Raw genomic sequence first — 18156 nt, 5'->3', positions numbered from 1 at the left:
TACTTTTTTCATAGTTGTCGACCATGCAGGGAACGAGTCAGAGGGAAGGTGTTGTATAGGAGCATCTTTTAAAATTGGTCGAAGCAGCTCTCATGTGCTCCTACCCTTTTGGGAGCTGCTTTTTTCAACAACTTACTGCTTTTACTTGTTTTCCTCGGTTTTATAATACACTTCTACCTTCATCAAGCTTGAGCTACGTACCAGTAAAAGAGTACAATATTGGAAATTTTGGGAAACGGTTTCCCAACTTCAGAAACCCTGCAAATGAAATAAGGTTGTTTTCATGGCTACTATCACAGACGTATCTTTGCTAGCAAACGTGTCGAAAGCCACGGTTTCGCGCGTGATGAGTGGTAGTCGCGGTGTTAAGCCCGAGAGTCGTGAAGCCGTTCTGCGTGCCGCAGAAGAGCTGAACTACCGCCCAAATGCTGCAGCGCAAACACTGGCCAATCAGCGCTCTGATTACATCGGTGTTATTCTTTCTTCAACGGATGCTGGCCAAGTGTCTACCTACCTCCCGTTATTGGCGAAATCGCTGAAAGCCAAAGGTAAACACATGCTTGTACAGTTTGCCGAAACGCCTGCTGAACAAGTGCGTATCGTCGAAGATCTAAACCAAAGGCATTGTGATGCAATTATCTCTCTGGGGGGAACGGTCGAAGAGTTAAAGAACGACAACATTATTGCCATAGACAGTTTGGCTGATCCGTCTCACTCTATTGGCTATGATTATAAATTTGCTTCAGAAAGCGCTTGTCGTTTCCTATCTAGTAAAGGCCATTCAAGCATCGCCATTGTCGTAGACGATGAAAGTTACGCCTCAAATCAGGTCATAGAGGGTTATAAGACGTCATTGCAAAACTCTGCAATGCCAGTTAATCGTCAACTGATTGTGACCGCTAATGGCAACAGCGAGCAAGCTATCATGTCATTACTTAATAGCTATCATCCATTTACTGCATTGGTTGTAATGCGCGATAGCCAAGCTGCAGTAGCAATGAACCTATTTAGAGATTTTAACTTGGCAACGCCACAAGAGGTATCCATCGTCTCGTTAGAAGACTCTCAACTGGCGAGTCAACTAAATCCGCCTCTGACCTGCATTAGCTACCCATCACAGCAAATCGTTGATTTTGCCATGGAGCAATTGGACGCCATTTTAGATGATAAACCAATGACTCCAAAACCGCTTATCACTGGTCGCCTTGTCACGCGAGATTCCGTCACTAATCGCAGCTAGTACAAGTAATTTAGAAAAAGGAGTGTGTTACATACTCCTTTTTTAGTTCTACTTCACCACAATCTTCAATCAACTTTGCAATAACTTGTTTTTGTATTGTTCTGGTGTTTGACCTGAGTATTTCTTGAACATCGCAATAAAAGGGCTTGCTTGGTTGTAACCGAGTGTGAAAGCCACTTCCTTAACAGAGTGCCCTCCTCGTAGTAAATCCATTGAATACAAATAACGAACTCGCAAACGCCATTCTGTAAAACTCATTCCGAGTTCGCTTTGACAATAACGAGCGAGAGTTCTCTCAGTTGTATGTACCCTACTCGCCCATTCATTCAAGCTAATATCGTTAGTAGGCTCTTCCTCAATCGCCGCCAATATCGGTGCTAAATATTTGTTATTACTAGAGGGCAAAAAGTGATGTTGTTCTTGTTGGTCACTTAGCTGATCTAAAAGCACCTGTACTAATCGTTTGTCTTTTTCGGACTCGGCCACATTTATACTTCGATGGCGAAAATCCTCAATAATCGACGAAACAATCGGCGTCACTTTAATTAGGCTGGTCTTTTCCGGGAAGGTCGACGTCAGCTCATGAGCAATATTGAGAGAGCAGTACTCCAATGGTTTGCGGTTGTAACTGCAATGCATCACTCCCGCTGGTACCCAAATGGCAAGATGGGGCGGCGCGAGAAAGCGCGTATCTTGCGCTTCCATTTCCAATATGCCACCACTAATCAACTGAATCTGCCCCCAAGGGTGGCAATGTACTCTCGTCTCAGTATTGGAAAGAAACGCGTCGAAGTTCATGAAAACGTCCGACGGCATTTTATCAATAGAAAGAGAGGGATGGAGGTTACGTGACTTTTTTTTCAACTTGTCTTCCTATCGCGCCTAATGTCTGAATGGAGATATTTATAATTATAACGACCTGTCACACTATACATCAATTCACAAAACGCGACGAGGCTCACAATGGTTTACTTACTACCTTTCCTAACCGTACTCATCTGGGGTGGGAATGCCATTGTTAATAAGATCGCCGCATCGACTATCGAACCAAGCGCAATGAGTTTTTATCGCTGGGCTCTCGCTATGTTAGTCATGACACCGTTTTGCTTACCAAAGTTAAAACGCTATTGGCCTGAAATTCGTCGCAACAGTGGCAAGCTTGCTTTTCTTGCGCTACTTGGAATGGTGCTTAACCAATCGTTAGGCTACTACGCAGCGTTGACAACCTCTGCTTCCAACATGGCGCTTATCACCTCTTTAGTGCCGCTTATCAGTGTGTTCATGTCAGTCCCTTTACTTGGTAAAAAAATCTCTATGCTCAGTATTGCTGGCGGCGTGATTTCTTTAGCAGGGCTTGCCTTCATGCTAGGTCAAGGCGACGTTGCTTTCTTCATGCATCAAACCGTAGCTCAGGGCGACTTGTTGATGGTTCTCGCCGCTTTTGTTTACGCTACATACTGCGTACTGTTGAAACGATGGAAAATGCAGTTGTCTAGCTGGATGTTAATTTATACACAAGGTGTGTTTGCCGTCATAATGCTATTTCCTCTCTTGCTTACTAGCGAGACAATTATGCCAACGTCAGCATCTCTGCCACTAATCGCCTACGCAGGTTTATTGGCCTCGCTGATTGCACCACTATGCTGGGTTAAAGCGATTGACTTAATTGGAGCAGACAACAGCGCAATGTTTATGAATTTGCTACCTGTCATTGCGGTTGCACTCGCTGCAGCCCTATTAGGCGAAACTATCACTCAATTCCACGTCATTGGTGGGTTAATGGTGATATCTGGGGTAATTCTATCTCAAGTGAAAGTGAGACGTCGTAAATCGGCAACTGATACCGTGGAGCAAAACCTGACCATAGATAGGCAATAAACTCCAGCGGTGCACAATCTCTGTAGCCTACTGTTAACAATTTTGTCATACTCAGCGAAGCCCAAATAACAATAAGGACATGTTCAAATGAGTCGTGGCAAAAGAGATATCACCCTTCGTTTTCTTGCTGAACCTGGTGACGTAAACTTTGGCGGGAAAGTGCACGGTGGTGCGGTAATGAAATGGATCGACTTGGCCGCTTATGCCTGTTCGGCAGCTTGGAGTGGTAAATACTGTATTACCGCTTATGCTGGCGGAATTCGATTTGTTCAACCGATTCACGTCGGTAACCTTGTGGAAGTCAGCGCTAAAGTCATTTACACAGGACGCTCTTCAATGCACATCGCCATTGATGTGCAAGCAAGCGATCCCAAAGAACTTAAAAATCGTCTCACCACACACTGCATCGTCATCATGGTCGCCGTCGATGAAGATGGAAAACCAACTTCAGTTCCTGAATGGATTCCTGAAACCGACGAAGACATCAAACTACGTGAGTCAGCAATCAGACTGATGAATATGCGCAAAGAGATTGGCGAGGAGATGGAAGCGCACGTTAAGTACCTTAAATAGCGTTTATAAAAGCCGACAGCCCAACACATCGCCCCAACGAATGCAGATAATGTGTTAACCATTATCTGCTTTTGTCACACAACTCACATCTACGCCCCTATTTTAAACCTAAAAGGATGAGTTTTTTGTCTCAGCCTTACTCTACACTCTCATCATACAATAGATTTTTTCTATATCCAGACCTCTACCTTGACTGTGAGATGAGTATGAACCACAAAACTAAAATCCATCTTTATCAAATTTTCACAAGACTCTATGGCAATAAAAACTCAAACAACAAACCTTGGGGTACTATCGAAGAAAACGGCGTGGGTAAATTCAGCGATATCACCCCAACCGCGCTAAACTCAATTCGAGATCTCGGCATGACCCATGTTTGGTATACAGGCATACCTCATCATGCATTGGTCGCAGACTACACTGAGTTTGGCATCTCAAACGATCACCCTGCCATTGTAAAAGGTAGAGCTGGCTCTCCCTACGCAGTAAAGGACTATTACTCGGTTAATCCTGATCTAGCCGATGACCCAAGCAAGCGTAATCAAGAGTTTCAGTCTTTAATCCAAAGAACACATGAGGCAGGCTTGAAGGTTATTATCGATATTGTGCCCAATCACGTGGCGAGACACTACCAAGGTTTAAATAACCCAGTTGGAATCCGTGATTTTGGTGCTGATGATGACGTGAGCGTAGAATACGCGGTAGATAACAACTTCTACTATATTCCTGGTAAAGCCTTCCAACTTCCCGATATTCCACAACACCTTCAACCACTTGGTGGTGAAGAACATCGTTTGCTAAGGGAACCATATCAAGAGCTTCCTGCTAAGTGGACCGGAAATGGCTCTCGACTCGCCAAACCAAATGCAGACGATTGGTACGAAACCATAAAAGTAAACTATGGTGTTCGTCCTGATGGCAGCAAAGACTTTCCGGAACTACCACAAACTTATCGCCACAAGTCATGCCAAGCACATTTTGAGTTTTGGCAAGATAAGCGCGTACCAAACTCATGGATAAAGTTCCGTGACATCGCACTTTACTGGCTATCACAAGGTATCGATGGATTTAGATATGATATGGCCGAAATGGTGCCCGTAGAATTCTGGAGCTATATGAATTCATCAATCAAAAAGGTCAATCCAGATGCCTTTTTAGTTGCAGAAGTGTATCAACCGCGTTTATATCGAGATTATATTCAGCTGGGCAAGATGGATGCCCTCTATGACAAAGTGGACCTTTACGACGCTTTGAAAGATATCATTCAGGGGCGTGGCAATACTCAAAATATCACTCGAATTCAAGAAGAACTGAACGATATAGAACCCCACATGCTTCACTTCTTAGACAATCACGACGAGCAGCGTATACCTTGCAGCGAGTTTGCTTCCAATGCCCAGGCTGCTCTGCCTGCCATGGTGCTCTCCGCGACGATTAGCAATGCTCCAACAATGATCTATTTTGGTCAAGAAGTTGGAGAAGCTGGTGCAGAGTATGCCGGTTTTGGACAACCAACTCGGACCTCTATCTTCGACTATATCGGTGTTCCAACCCATCAGCGTTGGATGAATGGCGGCGAATTTGATGGAGGGCAATCATCTTCGGATGAATTGGCGTTGCGTCAGTTTTATCAAAAACTAATGAACATTGCGCTGACCTGCCCAGCCTTAACGGGGGCCATGCAACCATTAAAAATAGATGAGGATAAAACGCACGGCAGTTTAGCTAGCAAACTTTACGGTTATGCTCGATACACTCAAAAAGAACATGCTCTTATCCTATTAAACTTCGATTCAACGCACAGCACTACACAGCCAATCACGCTACCTACTGAGGTCGTTACTACATTGACGCTGGCTGATGGACATTATGTCTATCAGGATTTATTAAACTCCAATGTTCAGTTTGAGGTTGAAATTAAAAATGGTGAAGGACATATCTCACAACCATTAAAACCACTCACATCACATATTTTGCAGCTCGCAGACATTAGGTAATTTTGAGCCCCAAACACAAAAGTGTATAAGCTCCAACCTTCGCGTTGGAGCTTTTTTATTGGCAACCACTCAAATCACATTTAACCGCCATGAAATAGATAAAAACTATACCATACATGAAAAAGCCTATTTTTGTGCTAACGAAATTAGGTTTATTCTAATGCCATTACAAATAGTCAGGATCGTAACAATGAAAAATCTAAAAACATCCTTGTCCGCTATCGCACTAGCGACGTTAATGGCAGCACCAGCATTCGCAGTAACTGAGGGTGAATTACTAATTTGGATCAACAGTGACAAAGGCTATGAAGGCTTAGCAGAAGTTGGTCGTCAGTTCGAAGAAGACACTGGCGTTAAAGTTAGCGTTCAATTTCCAGAGTCTTTAGAGTCTCGCTTTCAACAAGTTGCGGCAACTGGCGATGGTCCTGACATTATTTTCTGGGCTCACGACCGCTTTGGCGGCTATGCGGAAGCAGGCTTGCTACGTGAAGTAAAACCAAGCAAAGAATTTCAAGAAAAACTGGTCGATTTCAGTTGGGATGCCGTTAATTACAACGGTAAGTTAATTGGCTACCCTCTTGCCATCGAAGCGATATCTCTTATTTATAACAAAGACTTGTTACCAGAACCGCCAAAAACATGGGAAGAGCTCCCTGCTATCCAAGCGAACATGAAGGCGCAAGGAAAACAAACCATCATGTGGGATGTAAAAAATGCGTATTTCACTTGGCCTATCGTCTCTGCAGGAAGCTACTCATTTAAGAAAACTGAAAATGGTCACGACGCAGCAGACGTTGGTATTAACAGCGAACAAGCTCGCAAAAACCTAGCCTTCCTGCTTGATATGAAAAAGAAAGGCATTGTCGACCCTGGTATGGACTATGCGAATGCCGAATCTGCATTCGCGAAAGGCGATGTGGCAATGACCATCAATGGACCGTGGTCATGGGGCAACTTAGATAAAGCAGGCTTAAATTACGGTGTGGCGACATTCCCTACTCTAGATGGTAATAAATCCAATCCATTTGTTGGCATTTTGAGTGCCGGTATCAGCTCAGCTAGTCCAAATGAGGATTTAGCAGTTGAGTTTATCGAAAATTACCTGTTTACCGACGAGGCTCTTAAAACGATAAACAACGACAAACCTCTTGGTGCTGTGACACTTAAGACATTCCAGAATTCTCTAGAATCCGATGCTCGCATTAAGTCCACAATGCTCAATGCCGAAAACGGTGAGATTATGCCAGCCATCCCACAAATGATGACATATTGGATTTCAGAGGGTGCTGCTATCGAGAATGCACTTAACGGACGCCAAACGGTTGAAGATGCGCTCACAACTGCTGAGAAGCAAATTTTAAGATAGTTATAACTGTTTTGATCGTAGGTCAAGCCCGTCGTAAAAAAGCGGGCTTTTTTGATCGCCTTGCCTTTCCCAGTGATATATTTCAGTGATCGCCAACTCAGTAGGTTGTACCATAATCGCTTTTATATCTGACTGTTACCGTTTATTGAACTACGCGAGTTTACCGCATCTATGCTAAGGTAGAGGTTAACCAGTTATTATCGAAGAAATTTCATGCCTTCCCATTTACCAAAATCATTTAGTAAGCCTTTCTTAAAAGTCTTCCATATTCTTGAAGCTGTCTTGTTGGTTGCAATCACGCTCGCTACGCTGTTTGCGATGATTGAAGAGTTCATGCACGTCTTCACCGAACGTCGCGTTCTGCTGACTGATATTCTGCTGATGTTCATCTATTTGGAAGTATTAGCGATGGTCCAACAGTTTGTGATGAACGGTAAAATCCCAGTACGTTACCCTATCTACATCGCTATGATGGCTATCGCTCGTTATATCACGCTGGGAATGAAAGAGTTGGACGCTGTCCCTATCGTTTGGCTGTCTCTTGCTGCGTTTGTTTTGGCAGCGGCGACAATACTTATCAGGGTCGGTCATCATTATTGGCCTTACGTGGACGACAAAACCAATCAACCAGATGAGTAACTCCGCTCTGCCAATAGATTACTGTTAGCAAATATTTCAACCGATTTCCGACTGATTCGGGCTTTTTCATCGCAATTTGGGAAAAAGCCTCTTAAATTCAAACTAATATCTATGTAACAGAGCTCTGTACGTTTTTGTAATTGTTAACGCAGGATCACACTCTCCAGGTCATTCATAAAAGTGCCATTGAATTCATCTAGATAGCTGTCTATATCATTAGAGGTCGAGAAAAGATCTTTCCAGATCACTCGACGTAAAAATGGAAGCCGTTTGTCTTTTTTGGGCAACGGTATAGGCTTCACAACCTCACGTCAGGTGAATATAGGAGATAGAAAATGGATCGTACTTGCCCTATGTGTAACACCCCTATGGTAGAGAGAAACACTGAACATGTGTGTCCTAGGAATGATATCGGCGATTGCGCCTATGACCCATACTCTTACGAATTAGACGTGGATAGAGAGCGCGACAGCGAGAATAATCAGCCGTACTAACTGAGTTAGCCAATTGAAAACCAAAAAGGCGAGAACTTGAGTTCTCGCCTTTTTGGTTCCATTTTAAACCTCGGCTCTATAGACGCAGTACTGCTGCATCATAAGATTTTAAAGTAAGGCAACTAAAATCTGAGAAATCAATGCTTGCGTTTGACAATAACTCTGTACATTGAGCTGGAGCCTCAATGCCTAAATCGACATCAACACTCTCATCACTAAAGTTTGCCACCACAAGTAAGGTTTGCTCTCCATGTTGACGTAGGTAAGCGAATACCTTGTCATGTTCTTCGAGTAAAGGAATAAAGTCGCCGTAAACCACCGCCTCAAACTCACGACGAAGACCAATAAGTGCTTTGTAATACTCATAGATTGATTCGTTCGAGGCTCTATCAAGCTTAGCATTCACGGCTATGTAGTTCGGATTGACCTCGATCCAAGGTTCGGCAGTAGAGAACCCTGCATTGGCTTCATTTGACCATTGCATTGGTGTACGAGCATTGTCACGACTGTTTTCAGCCAACGCCGCCATCATCTCTTCATGACTCACACCCGCTTCGGTTCTTACCTTGTAAAAGTTGAGCGTTTCAATATCTTTATATTGCTCAAGATTGTCGAACTTCACATTCGTCATACCAATCTCTTCGCCTTGATAGATGTAAGGCGTGCCCTTTAAGCAATGTAATACTGTCGCTAACATTTTGGCCGATTTCACTCGATACTGGCCGTCATTTCCATACTTAGACACCGCCCGTGGTAAATCATGATTATTCCAAAACAACGAGTTCCAGCCGGTCTCTTTAAGCTCCAGTTGCCACTTAGTCAGAACCTGTTTGAATGCCTTTAGATCTAACGGCGCAGGCTTCCACTTGTCACCATTCGTCCAGGTCAAGGTAATATGTTCAAACTGGAACACCATCGATAGCTCTTCGCGGTCTTCCGCGCTGTAAAGCTTGGCGATTTCAGGCGTTGCGTCCCAAGTTTCTCCTACCGTTAGCAAATCTTTGTCACCAAATGTGGCATTGTTCATCTGTTTAAGTAGCGGATGTAGGCGTGGCCCATTACCCGTAATACCGTTATCAATTTCTTTGCCAATCAAATCAATGACATCTAATCGGAAACCACCAATCCCCCTATCGATCCACCAGTTCATCATTTTATGAACTTCATCATGTACTTTAGGGTTTTCCCAGTTTAAATCCGGCTGTTTTTTCGAGAACAAATGTAAGTAATACTGCTGTGTGGGCTCGTGCCACTCCCAAGCACTCCCACCAAAGATTGAGCCCATATCACTCGGTGCACTGCCATCCGGCTTTGCATCTCGCCAAACATAATAGTCTCGATAAGGCGAGGTTTTCGACTCACAAGCGCGTTTAAACCATTCGTGTTCGTCAGAGGTATGATTGACTACCAAATCCATGACGATTTTGATGCCCCTTTCTTTGGCTTCCGCTAATAAGGCATCCATGTCTTCCATTGTGCCGAACTCGGGTGCGATTGCTTGATAGTCTGAAATATCATAACCATTATCGTCCATTGGAGATTGATAGACAGGCGATAACCAAATCACATCCACACCTAGTTCAGTTAAATAGTCTAGTTTGGAACGAATACCGTTTAGATCTCCAATTCCATCACCGTTGGAGTCACAGAAGCTGCGCGGGTAAATCTGATAGACAACGGAGTTATGCCACCATCTTTTTTCCATGTTCAATTCCTTTAATAGGCTTAATTTATTCCATCACTCTACGCATTGCTCAGTAGGAAAGAAAATAGAATATACGTATAATCATATAGAATTTTTATATAACACCTTGGTGCGCAACATGGCTATCAACAAATCGCTAAAGTACTTCTTAGCAGTCGCAAAGCATGGCAACATCAAACGAGCCTCTGATGAACTGTTTATCAGCCAACCGTCTTTGACATCCGCGATAAAAAAATTGGAATCCGAAATGGGCGCACCTCTATTTAATCGATTATCGAAAGGTGTTGAACTCACACCATATGGCCAGAAATTTCGGGCATTTGCGCAGGAACAACAGGAACAATACTTCTCTCTCAAACATCAGTTTAATGACATGCAACAACGCCAGTTCGGCAAGATTAAAATCGGTACTGGAGAAGTATGGTGGGAACGATTTGTACGTCAATCGGTAAAGGATTATCAGTCATTAAACCCAGCAAATTCGTTTCATCTCGAGTTTGGTAATAACCTCTCCCTACTGAGCCACCTCACAAGAGGTGATATAGATTTATTTATAGGTCATGAGGTATTGGAACTCTCCGACGACTGCCGTGTAGCCTTCCAACCTCTTTTCCAAGATTACGAAGCAACCTACGTATCACAACAACACCCGTTAGCGAAATCGAATGCAGAGCCAAACGAGATAGATCAGTTTCCATTGCTTCGAGTGACACCGAACCACCCCCGACACCAATCCGTGCTGTCTAATGGCCTACCTCATGATGGCTCTCTAGAAGAACGCGTTGTCTACGATGTAGACTCTGTATTAGCCAGTATAGACATGCTTCATATGACTCAAGCAGTTATGCCATACAGTCACAGAGCGGAACAGTGGTTAGCGAGCTTAGGTTTGAAAGCCTGCCATATTGATAGGCAAAAAGTAGGTAATATCGGGATTTATACCAAGCTTGGTGAACATAAAAACAGCGTGAACGAACTAATTTACCTTTTGAAACAGAATGTTGAATCAATAGTCTAGTTTGTCAATTCACTGTCAAGTCACGCAACTGTCATTTTTCTTTCATTAAAGTTTGATGTAATCGCCAAACTTTAATGCCAAAAGAGATAGGAGCTCGGCTTGACCCTCAACGACATCACGTTAAGTGAAACAACACTTACTAACTTAAAATCTGTCGAGTACCAATGGATCAGAACGATGTATGTGGAAGGTTATCAAAGAGACGAGATCAATCACTATATCAAAACGTGCTTTGGTGGCGACGATGTCTTTGCTGATTTGTTACAACGAGTCGCACTGGAGCAAGAAAGTCTTTACGTTCTGCTCCAGTACGTGGGATGTGCACCCTCTAGTCGTGAACTAAGTTAGCCTCACTTGCTGATGTTGGTGAGCGCTTAAGGATGACGTCTACCTCGGTCATGGTGTAAGGCTTATCTACTTTAGCCCTCAAATCATCAACAAATCGTTCATAGCTCTTGAATGTCATCGATTCACGCTTAGGATCCACATACACAGACACCCAAGTTTTTCGACCAAGTTTAGCAATAAAGATATCGACAATCTCAATCTCATACTCCTGAGCTAAACCTTTCAGACCGCGATAAATCGGCTTAGTGTGCTCTATCGGAGGCATGGCTAAGGTGAGTTCACGCATACCATTTTTGATAAGTTTGATTGGGTCACTAATGAAGGCCAAACTAAATAGCACAACAAGAATTTGGTCGATATAGCGTGCTACCCATCCGAACGATGTCCCTTGAATCAACATCACCAAGATCAGTGCTACCCCAATAGCTCCCGAAATGATTCCATTGATAAACCAAGCGTTCTTTTCTGCCTTAAGAATGTCGGAGTTTGACTGTTTGTGTCCTAGGTGACAAATCCAATAGAGAAAAGCACACAACGCCACGGCAGGAAAGACGTAAATTGCCATTAAACTAAGTGCCGGCTCACGGCCTCCTGCAAGAATAACCGGAATATTACTACCGACTGCGAACGCAATAAGTATTAATATAGTAATTCCTTTGATGACAACAATAAGTGGCTCAAAGGCAAAGAAACCCATCGGGTAGTTTCGTGATGTACCAGATTCAGTTAACTTTGCAATGCGAAGAGAGGCGAAAGACACCACCGCTGATAATAGGTTAAACGAGGCGTCAAGCAAGATGGCACTTGAGCCAGAAATCATTGCCATTAGACCGCCCCACAGCGCTAACAGGCCTGCCCCAACGGCTGAATAAATTAAGGCTTTCGATTCCGTGATTCTTGTCATCTGATTCTCCCTTTTTCAGACAAACTGGCTACCTATTTCAGGTCTGTTAAAACTTATAACACACCGAGCACAGACTGCCTACGACAACACAAGCCAACTGCTGCTTTTAACAGCATTAATTGTCAATAATAACAATAGGTAATGAACGGACGTACGACTATTCCTATTAGGTCACAATTTAATGGACGAAAAGAACTGATGGCTAGAAAAGAAAACGCCCGAGACTAAGCTCAGGCATCGGTTACAAGAAACTGTTATTCGTGATAGTAAGGAATCCTGGTAACAGCCAGCTATACGTAACACCAGTGATCTTATCTGACTTGTCGGCGGCCAAACCAATTGAGTGTCAAACAAGACAAAAAAACGGGTGACCTTGCGATCACCCTTATCGTTATTATCCTTTAACACCACCAGCTGTGAGGCCACCCACTAACCAGCGCTGCGCAAGTAAGAATACGATTGTGATAGGTAATGCTGACAATACCGCCGCTGCCGCGAAGTCGCCCCATAAATAGTTCTGAGGGTACAGATATTGCTGCATACCAACCGCTAATGTGTATGAGTTTACATCAGAAAGCAGTAATGATGCTACTGGTACTTCACCCACAACCCCAATAAACGACAGGATAAAGACTACCGCTAGAATTGGCACAGACAGTGGCAATAGTACTAAGCGGAACGCCTGCCAAGGAGTCGCACCATCTAGTGCTGCAGCTTCTTCTAGCGAGTTATCAATCGTTTCAAAGTAGCCTTTAATCGTCCATACGTGCAGTGCAATACCGCCTAAGTAGGAGAAGATAAGACCACCATGCGTGTTCAATCCTAAGAAAGGAATGTACTGACCAAGCTTGTCGAATAGTGCATATAACGCAACCAACGCCAGTACTGCCGGGAACATTTGGAAGATCATCATCGCTTTAAGAATGGTGCTCTTCCCAGGGAAACGCATGCGTGCAAAAGCGTAAGCTGACGTTGTTGACAGAGCCACAATCAAAATCGATGAGATGCCTGCTACTTTCACCGAGTTCCACAGCCAAGTTAGTACTGGGAATGGCGGCGGTGTCACCGAACCATCTGCATTGGTCACAGAGAACCCTAGCGCCAGTTTCCAGTGCTCTAGCGATGGGTTATCCGGAATCAGACTACCTGTCGCAAAGTTACCTTCGCGGAAAGAGATTGCGATTACCATCAACAGTGGGAAGATGATAAGTGATAGGAACGCCCAAAGTGCAATATGGGTTGCCCACACTCGGTATTTTAATGATTTACCTTGTACCATTGGCATCGTGATATTCCTTAATCTTGCTCAAGTTTAGTGAAACGTAAGTTGAGTAGAGCTAACGCGCCAACCAATAGGAAGATAAGCGTTGCAATCGCACTTGCTAGACCGAAGTCTTGACCACCCGAACCTTCAAACGCGATACGGTAGGTATAGCTTACTAGTAGGTCGGTATAACCCGCAGGCTCAGAGGTACCAATCATGTTTGGACCACCTTGAGTCAATAGCTGAATCATTACGAAGTTGTTGAAGTTGAAAGCAAAACTTGCAATCAAAAGCGGCGTTAGTGGTTTGATCATCAATGGCAACGTAACGCGTGTAAAGTTATGGATGAAGTTTGCTCCATCAATCGCCGATGCTTCATACAAATCGTCTGGAATCGCTTTTAGTAGACCCATACATAGGATCATCATGTAAGGGAAACCAAGCCAAGTGTTAACAATTAACACCATGGTTTTCGCTAAAATTGGGTCAGAGAACCAGCTTGGACTGATACCAAATAGGCTCTGTAACACCATATTGATTTCACCAAAGCTTTGGTTGAATAGACCTTTAAAGATAAGGATTGAGATAAACGCTGGGACCGCATATGGAAGAATAAGCAGTACGCGATACACCGCACGTCCTTTCAGTTCCTCCCATTGAACCACACTAGCCAACACCATACCGATGACCAGAGTAAAGATCACTGTCAGTACTGAGAACACAACCGTCCAAATAAAGATGCTAATAAACGGCTCTTTAATACCATCGTCTTTCCAAACACGCTCAAAGTTGTGCGTACCAATATCAACGATGAAACCCGGAGAAACCGTATTGCCAGTAAACTCTCCATTCGTATCAATAGGCTGATAGAAACCAACTTCCATATTCGGACGGAATGTCTCACCCGTCTTGTTGTTCAGAAGATCGTCAGTACCCTCAATTTTGCTAAACAATGGTTGTACCGACGCAAACTTACGTAGGCCACTCATTCTAATATCAGCGCCATCTGGCATGTGAAGATCGATAGTATTTAGCGCTGAACGGTTTTGAATGATCGCCTTAATTTTCTCTTTTTCACCCGACTGAGACTGAGCTTCAGAAAGGTCATACTCTGCTTTAGGGCTTGAGATATCAAACTCAGGCGTGACGAGCAGCTGGTCACCGTCTTTAACGTAAATACGATGGCCATTATCCGTTTTATACAAATCAAAAGAGAAGCTTTCACCGCTTTGGAATGTGCGCTGCATTAAGACGCTTTGTGCCCTATCCAAAGAGAGTTGGTTTTTCGCACTGTAGTTAGTGAAAGCGAGTCCGACGGTATACGCTAATGGGAAAAGAATAAAGAGAATCATGCCCGCAATACCTGGATAGATATAGCGGTGAGCGTAAGTTTTCTTACTGCCGAAAATATAGAGTGCCAGAGCGGTTAAGATCACAGTGAGCATTGCAAAAGCAAGCTCACCGCGTGAATACATAAGAATGGTCGCGTAACCGTTAACTAGACCAACTGAGCCAAGAAGTCCCCACTTAATGAATACTTTCTTGCTGCTCGGAACTGTAGCGGTTGTTGCTGACATGGCATCTGTACCTTGAACTGACTGCATAAAAGGACCTGCTAGCGATAATACAAAAATAGAAAAGAAGGAGGGGTTGCCCCCTCCTTAAAAGGGTAGTTCTAATATCAATTGTTACTTAGTCATTTGCTTTTCTGCATCTGCTACAGCAGCATCAACAGTCTGACGTCCATCAACTACGTTTACGATAGCGTTTTTAGCCGATGCCCAGAACGCGCTCATTTGTGGAACGTTTGGCATGATTTCACCGTTCATCGCGTTGTCCATTGTCGCCGCGATACGCTCATCAGCACCTAGTTCTTCTTGGAATGACGTTAGTGCAACAGCGCCTAGTGGCTTGTCGTTGTTGACTTGACGTAGGCCATCGTTAGACAGTAGATAGTTCTCTAGGAATTCAACCGCTAGGTCACGGTTAGGTGATGCAGTGCTGATACCGGCAGTTAGTACGCCAACGAAAGGCTTAGATGCTTGACCGTTGAACTTAGGAAGAGTAGCAACACCATAGTTGATGCCAGACTTTTCGATATTCGCCCAAGACCATGGACCGTTGATCGTCATCGCAGTCTTACCTTGGTTAAACGCAGACTCAGATACTGAGTAATCCATATCTGCCGAGATAACACCTTTGTCGACAAGACCTTTCACAAATGAAAGTGCGTCTTTCACGCCGTCTTTAGCAATACCTGCGTCTTTAACGTCATAAGTACCACCATTGTATTTGAATGCATAACCGCCATCAGCCGCCATTAATGGCCATGTGAAATACGGTTCTTTTAGGTTCCACATGATTGCCGACTTGCCATCTTTTGCAAGTTTCGCATTCAATGCTTCTACTTCTTCCCAAGTCTTAGGTGGGTTAGGAACCAAGTCTTTGTTGTAAATTAGAGATAGGGATTCAACCGCTACTGGGTAACCGATAATCTTGCCATCGTACTTCACTGCATCCCATGCAAAATCAATGATGCCTTCTTTAACTTCTTTAGAAGGTTTGATTTCAGCTAGCAAACCTGCTTGAGCATACTCACCGAAACGGTCATGAGCCCAAAACACGATATCAGGACCGTCACCAGTCGCTGCAACTTGAGGGAAGCGGCTCTCTAGACCATCAGGGTGAGCAACTGTCACTTTAATACCTGTCTCTTCTTCGAACTTCTTACCTACTTCTGCAAGACCGTTATAACCTTTATCACCATTGATCCAAATAGTGAGTTGTCCTTCTTCGATAGCAGCATTTGCACCAAAAGAACCTAGAGCAACTAGTGTACCTAGAGCTACAGTGCTTAGGGCTTTTTTCATGTTCATATCCTTTTTATAGTTTTGATCGCAGGGTCATCCAGAGGATTTTCCTAAATTTCGATGAGTATCATCTAAAAAATACCGCAAGGTCTCATCCTCCTACTCTCTACGCCCTTTGGAGTAGCAATGATTTCCGTGATCTCAATCGCCCAAGACTATAGATCAACATCACAAAACAATCTTCTGTTGTGACATATTTCACCATTATGAGGAGTAATTATTTGAACTAGATCTCATATGCCTTTTCTCCTCCCCTAACCCCTCCTCCCTTCCTACTCCCCCCACAATTATTTTTATCAGGAGGATGTACGACTTACACGAATCAAGGAAACTGCAGTCATCCAAGAGTGGATGGTAAGAACCCTTTACCAGTAAGAGCCATGTGCTCCTTGAGTTTCATACGAAACACATGCTGGGTTTGCATCGCCGGACTCGCCAAGTAGTCATAAATTGAAGTACTAGTGGTAATTTATTTTACGGGGGAGAGCTTCAATTTATGTCGGGGGATACTAGCGAAGTCTTGGCTTTGAGGGTGGCGCCATATCGTACAGCGCCGCCCTTTTTTCTTTCCATCAGGGGCTAGATAAACAATCAAAGGACAAGGCCTTTTAACAAAATCGAGCAATACCCTAATCACTTACCAATTTCCTACTATTATTACCTGTCGACTTATCTCTATAATGACCGACAGAAAGATATAAAAATGAATCGAGGACGAGCTACATGGCGAGTGTCACGTTAAAAAATGTTAGTAAAGCGTACGGCGACGTACTGATCTCCAAGAATGTCGACCTAGAAATCAACGAAGGCGAGTTTGTTGTCTTTGTCGGTCCATCAGGTTGTGGTAAATCAACTCTACTACGTTGTATCGCAGGTTTAGAAGACATCACGTCCGGTGATTTGTATATTGGTGATGAGCGCATGAATGATGTAGAACCATCAAAGCGCGGCGTAGGTATGGTATTCCAATCTTATGCACTCTACCCTCACCTTAATCTTTACGACAATATGTCGTTTGGCCTTAAACTCGCTAAAGCAGATAAAGCAGAAATCGACCGCCGTGTTGAACATGCTGCTGAAATTCTACAATTAGGCCATCTACTAGAGCGTCAGCCTAAAGCACTTTCTGGTGGTCAACGCCAGCGTGTAGCGATTGGTCGTACATTGGTATCTCAACCTAATGTATTTTTGCTAGATGAACCCCTGTCTAACCTTGATGCAGCGCTGCGTGTCAACATGCGTTCGCAAATTACTAAGCTGCAACGTCAACTTGGCTGCACCATGATCTATGTAACGCATGATCAGGTAGAAGCGATGACTATGGCAGACAAAATTGTTGTCCTAGATGCTGGGTATGTGGCACAGGTCGGTAAACCACTAGAGCTTTATCATTATCCTGACAATCGTTTTGTAGCTGGTTTTATTGGCTCTCCAAAGATGAATTTCATGAGTGTATTCATCGACGAAGTAGAAACAGAGCGCGTAAAAGTTCAGCTTTCTGACGGCGACTCATTCTGGATTCCAGTAGACGGAACAACCGTCAACAAAGGCGACCGTATGTCTCTAGGTGTGCGTCCAGAGCACCTTGTCTCCGAAGAAGAAGGAGATGCTAAGGTTGAAGGCGAAGTTATGATCGTCGAAAAGCTAGGTAACGAAACCCAAGTCTATCTAAACCTAGAAAGCGCTGATGCTGACGTTATTTACCGTCAACCAGACACTCTTGAGGTAGAAGTCGGTGACCGTATTAAGATTGGCATCCCAGCACATCGTTGCCACTTGTTCCATAGTGATGGTAAGGCGTGTCGACGTTTGTATAAAGAGACAGGTGTATAATCTTTTCTAGTTAATCGCTTCACGCAT

At 43.8% G+C, this 18156-nt stretch carries 16 protein-coding genes; 10 read left to right on the top strand and 6 right to left on the bottom strand.

From position 1 onward, the window contains the following. Positions 1 to 283: 283 nt before the first annotated feature. Positions 284 to 1240 carry a LacI family DNA-binding transcriptional regulator gene (locus MMA19_RS00170; protein ID WP_006069020.1) on the top strand — a complete coding sequence of 319 codons (957 nt, stop codon included), beginning with the start codon at positions 284 to 286 and terminating at the stop codon, positions 1238 to 1240. Between the two features lie 69 nt (positions 1241 to 1309). On the opposite strand, the gene MMA19_RS00165 is transcribed toward MMA19_RS00170, so the two are convergent. Beyond that, positions 1310 to 2104, bottom strand: a complete 795-nt coding sequence (locus tag MMA19_RS00165) for a helix-turn-helix transcriptional regulator (RefSeq protein ID WP_006069021.1) — start codon at positions 2102 to 2104, stop codon at positions 1310 to 1312. Between the two features lie 99 nt (positions 2105 to 2203). Between MMA19_RS00165 and MMA19_RS00160 the strand changes: the two genes are divergently transcribed. From MMA19_RS00160 to MMA19_RS00135, 6 genes are all read left to right on the top strand, one after another. Then, complete coding sequence (locus tag MMA19_RS00160; protein ID WP_240205180.1) at positions 2204 to 3118, top strand: DMT family transporter; 915 nt, start codon at positions 2204 to 2206, stop codon at positions 3116 to 3118. Between the two features lie 87 nt (positions 3119 to 3205). Further along, a complete protein-coding gene (locus MMA19_RS00155; RefSeq protein ID WP_006069023.1) occupies positions 3206 to 3691 on the top strand; it encodes an acyl-CoA thioesterase in 486 nt (161 codons plus the stop codon). A 200-nt stretch (positions 3692 to 3891) separates the two neighbouring features. Then, positions 3892 to 5688: an alpha-amylase family protein gene (locus MMA19_RS00150; RefSeq protein WP_240205179.1), complete on the top strand. Its 1797-nt coding sequence runs from the start codon at positions 3892 to 3894 to the stop codon at positions 5686 to 5688. A gap of 190 nt (positions 5689 to 5878) precedes the next feature. Continuing rightward, a complete protein-coding gene (gene malE / locus MMA19_RS00145) occupies positions 5879 to 7054 on the top strand; it encodes a maltose/maltodextrin ABC transporter substrate-binding protein MalE (protein WP_006069025.1) in 1176 nt (391 codons plus the stop codon). A gap of 213 nt (positions 7055 to 7267) precedes the next feature. Then, positions 7268 to 7693, top strand: a complete 426-nt coding sequence (locus tag MMA19_RS00140; protein ID WP_006069026.1) for a phosphate-starvation-inducible PsiE family protein — start codon at positions 7268 to 7270, stop codon at positions 7691 to 7693. 335 nt (positions 7694 to 8028) lie between these two features. Continuing rightward, positions 8029 to 8187, top strand: coding sequence for a hypothetical protein (locus tag MMA19_RS00135; protein ID WP_156020507.1), 159 nt, complete (start codon positions 8029 to 8031; stop codon positions 8185 to 8187). Positions 8188 to 8263: 76 nt separating this feature from the next. Here MMA19_RS00135 and MMA19_RS00130 read toward each other — a convergent pair whose 3' ends face one another. Beyond that, positions 8264 to 9892, bottom strand: a complete 1629-nt coding sequence (locus tag MMA19_RS00130) for an alpha-glucosidase (RefSeq protein WP_240205178.1) — start codon at positions 9890 to 9892, stop codon at positions 8264 to 8266. Between the two features lie 124 nt (positions 9893 to 10016). On the opposite strand from MMA19_RS00130, the gene MMA19_RS00125 reads away from it, so the two are divergent. Both MMA19_RS00125 and MMA19_RS00120 read left to right on the top strand, forming a co-directional pair. Further along, the gene (locus tag MMA19_RS00125; RefSeq protein ID WP_096442793.1) at positions 10017 to 10910 is read left to right on the top strand and encodes a LysR family transcriptional regulator; all 894 of its coding nucleotides are present in this window, start codon (positions 10017 to 10019) and stop codon (positions 10908 to 10910) included. A gap of 99 nt (positions 10911 to 11009) precedes the next feature. Further along, positions 11010 to 11258, top strand: coding sequence for a hypothetical protein (locus tag MMA19_RS00120; RefSeq protein WP_240205177.1), 249 nt, complete (start codon positions 11010 to 11012; stop codon positions 11256 to 11258). On the opposite strand, the gene MMA19_RS00115 is transcribed toward MMA19_RS00120, so the two are convergent. The 4 genes from MMA19_RS00115 to malE (MMA19_RS00100) all read right to left on the bottom strand — a co-directional run bounded on the left by MMA19_RS00115 (position 11239) and on the right by malE (MMA19_RS00100) (position 16296). Beyond that, entirely contained in the window at positions 11239 to 12162 is a 924-nt protein-coding gene (locus MMA19_RS00115; protein ID WP_096442783.1) for a cation transporter, read from the bottom strand. The genes MMA19_RS00120 and MMA19_RS00115 overlap by 20 nt on opposite strands. A 394-nt stretch (positions 12163 to 12556) precedes the next feature. Beyond that, positions 12557 to 13447, bottom strand: a complete 891-nt coding sequence (gene malG, locus MMA19_RS00110) for a maltose ABC transporter permease MalG (RefSeq protein WP_240205176.1) — start codon at positions 13445 to 13447, stop codon at positions 12557 to 12559. A gap of 11 nt (positions 13448 to 13458) precedes the next feature. Beyond that, positions 13459 to 15030: a maltose ABC transporter permease MalF gene (gene malF, locus MMA19_RS00105; RefSeq protein WP_124941881.1), complete on the bottom strand. Its 1572-nt coding sequence runs from the start codon at positions 15028 to 15030 to the stop codon at positions 13459 to 13461. Positions 15031 to 15114: 84 nt separating this feature from the next. Beyond that, positions 15115 to 16296: a maltose/maltodextrin ABC transporter substrate-binding protein MalE gene (malE, locus tag MMA19_RS00100; protein WP_240205175.1), complete on the bottom strand. Its 1182-nt coding sequence runs from the start codon at positions 16294 to 16296 to the stop codon at positions 15115 to 15117. Between the two features lie 723 nt (positions 16297 to 17019). Between malE (MMA19_RS00100) and malK the strand changes: the two genes are divergently transcribed. Further along, entirely contained in the window at positions 17020 to 18129 is a 1110-nt protein-coding gene (malK, locus tag MMA19_RS00095) for a maltose/maltodextrin ABC transporter ATP-binding protein MalK (RefSeq protein WP_240205174.1), read from the top strand. The last annotated feature ends 27 nt before the right edge of the window (positions 18130 to 18156 follow it).

This window comes from Vibrio sp. CyArs1, assembly GCF_022432925.1.
Lineage (GTDB): Bacteria > Pseudomonadota > Gammaproteobacteria > Enterobacterales > Vibrionaceae > Vibrio > Vibrio mediterranei.
This window is presented reverse-complemented; position numbering and strand designations above follow the sequence as displayed.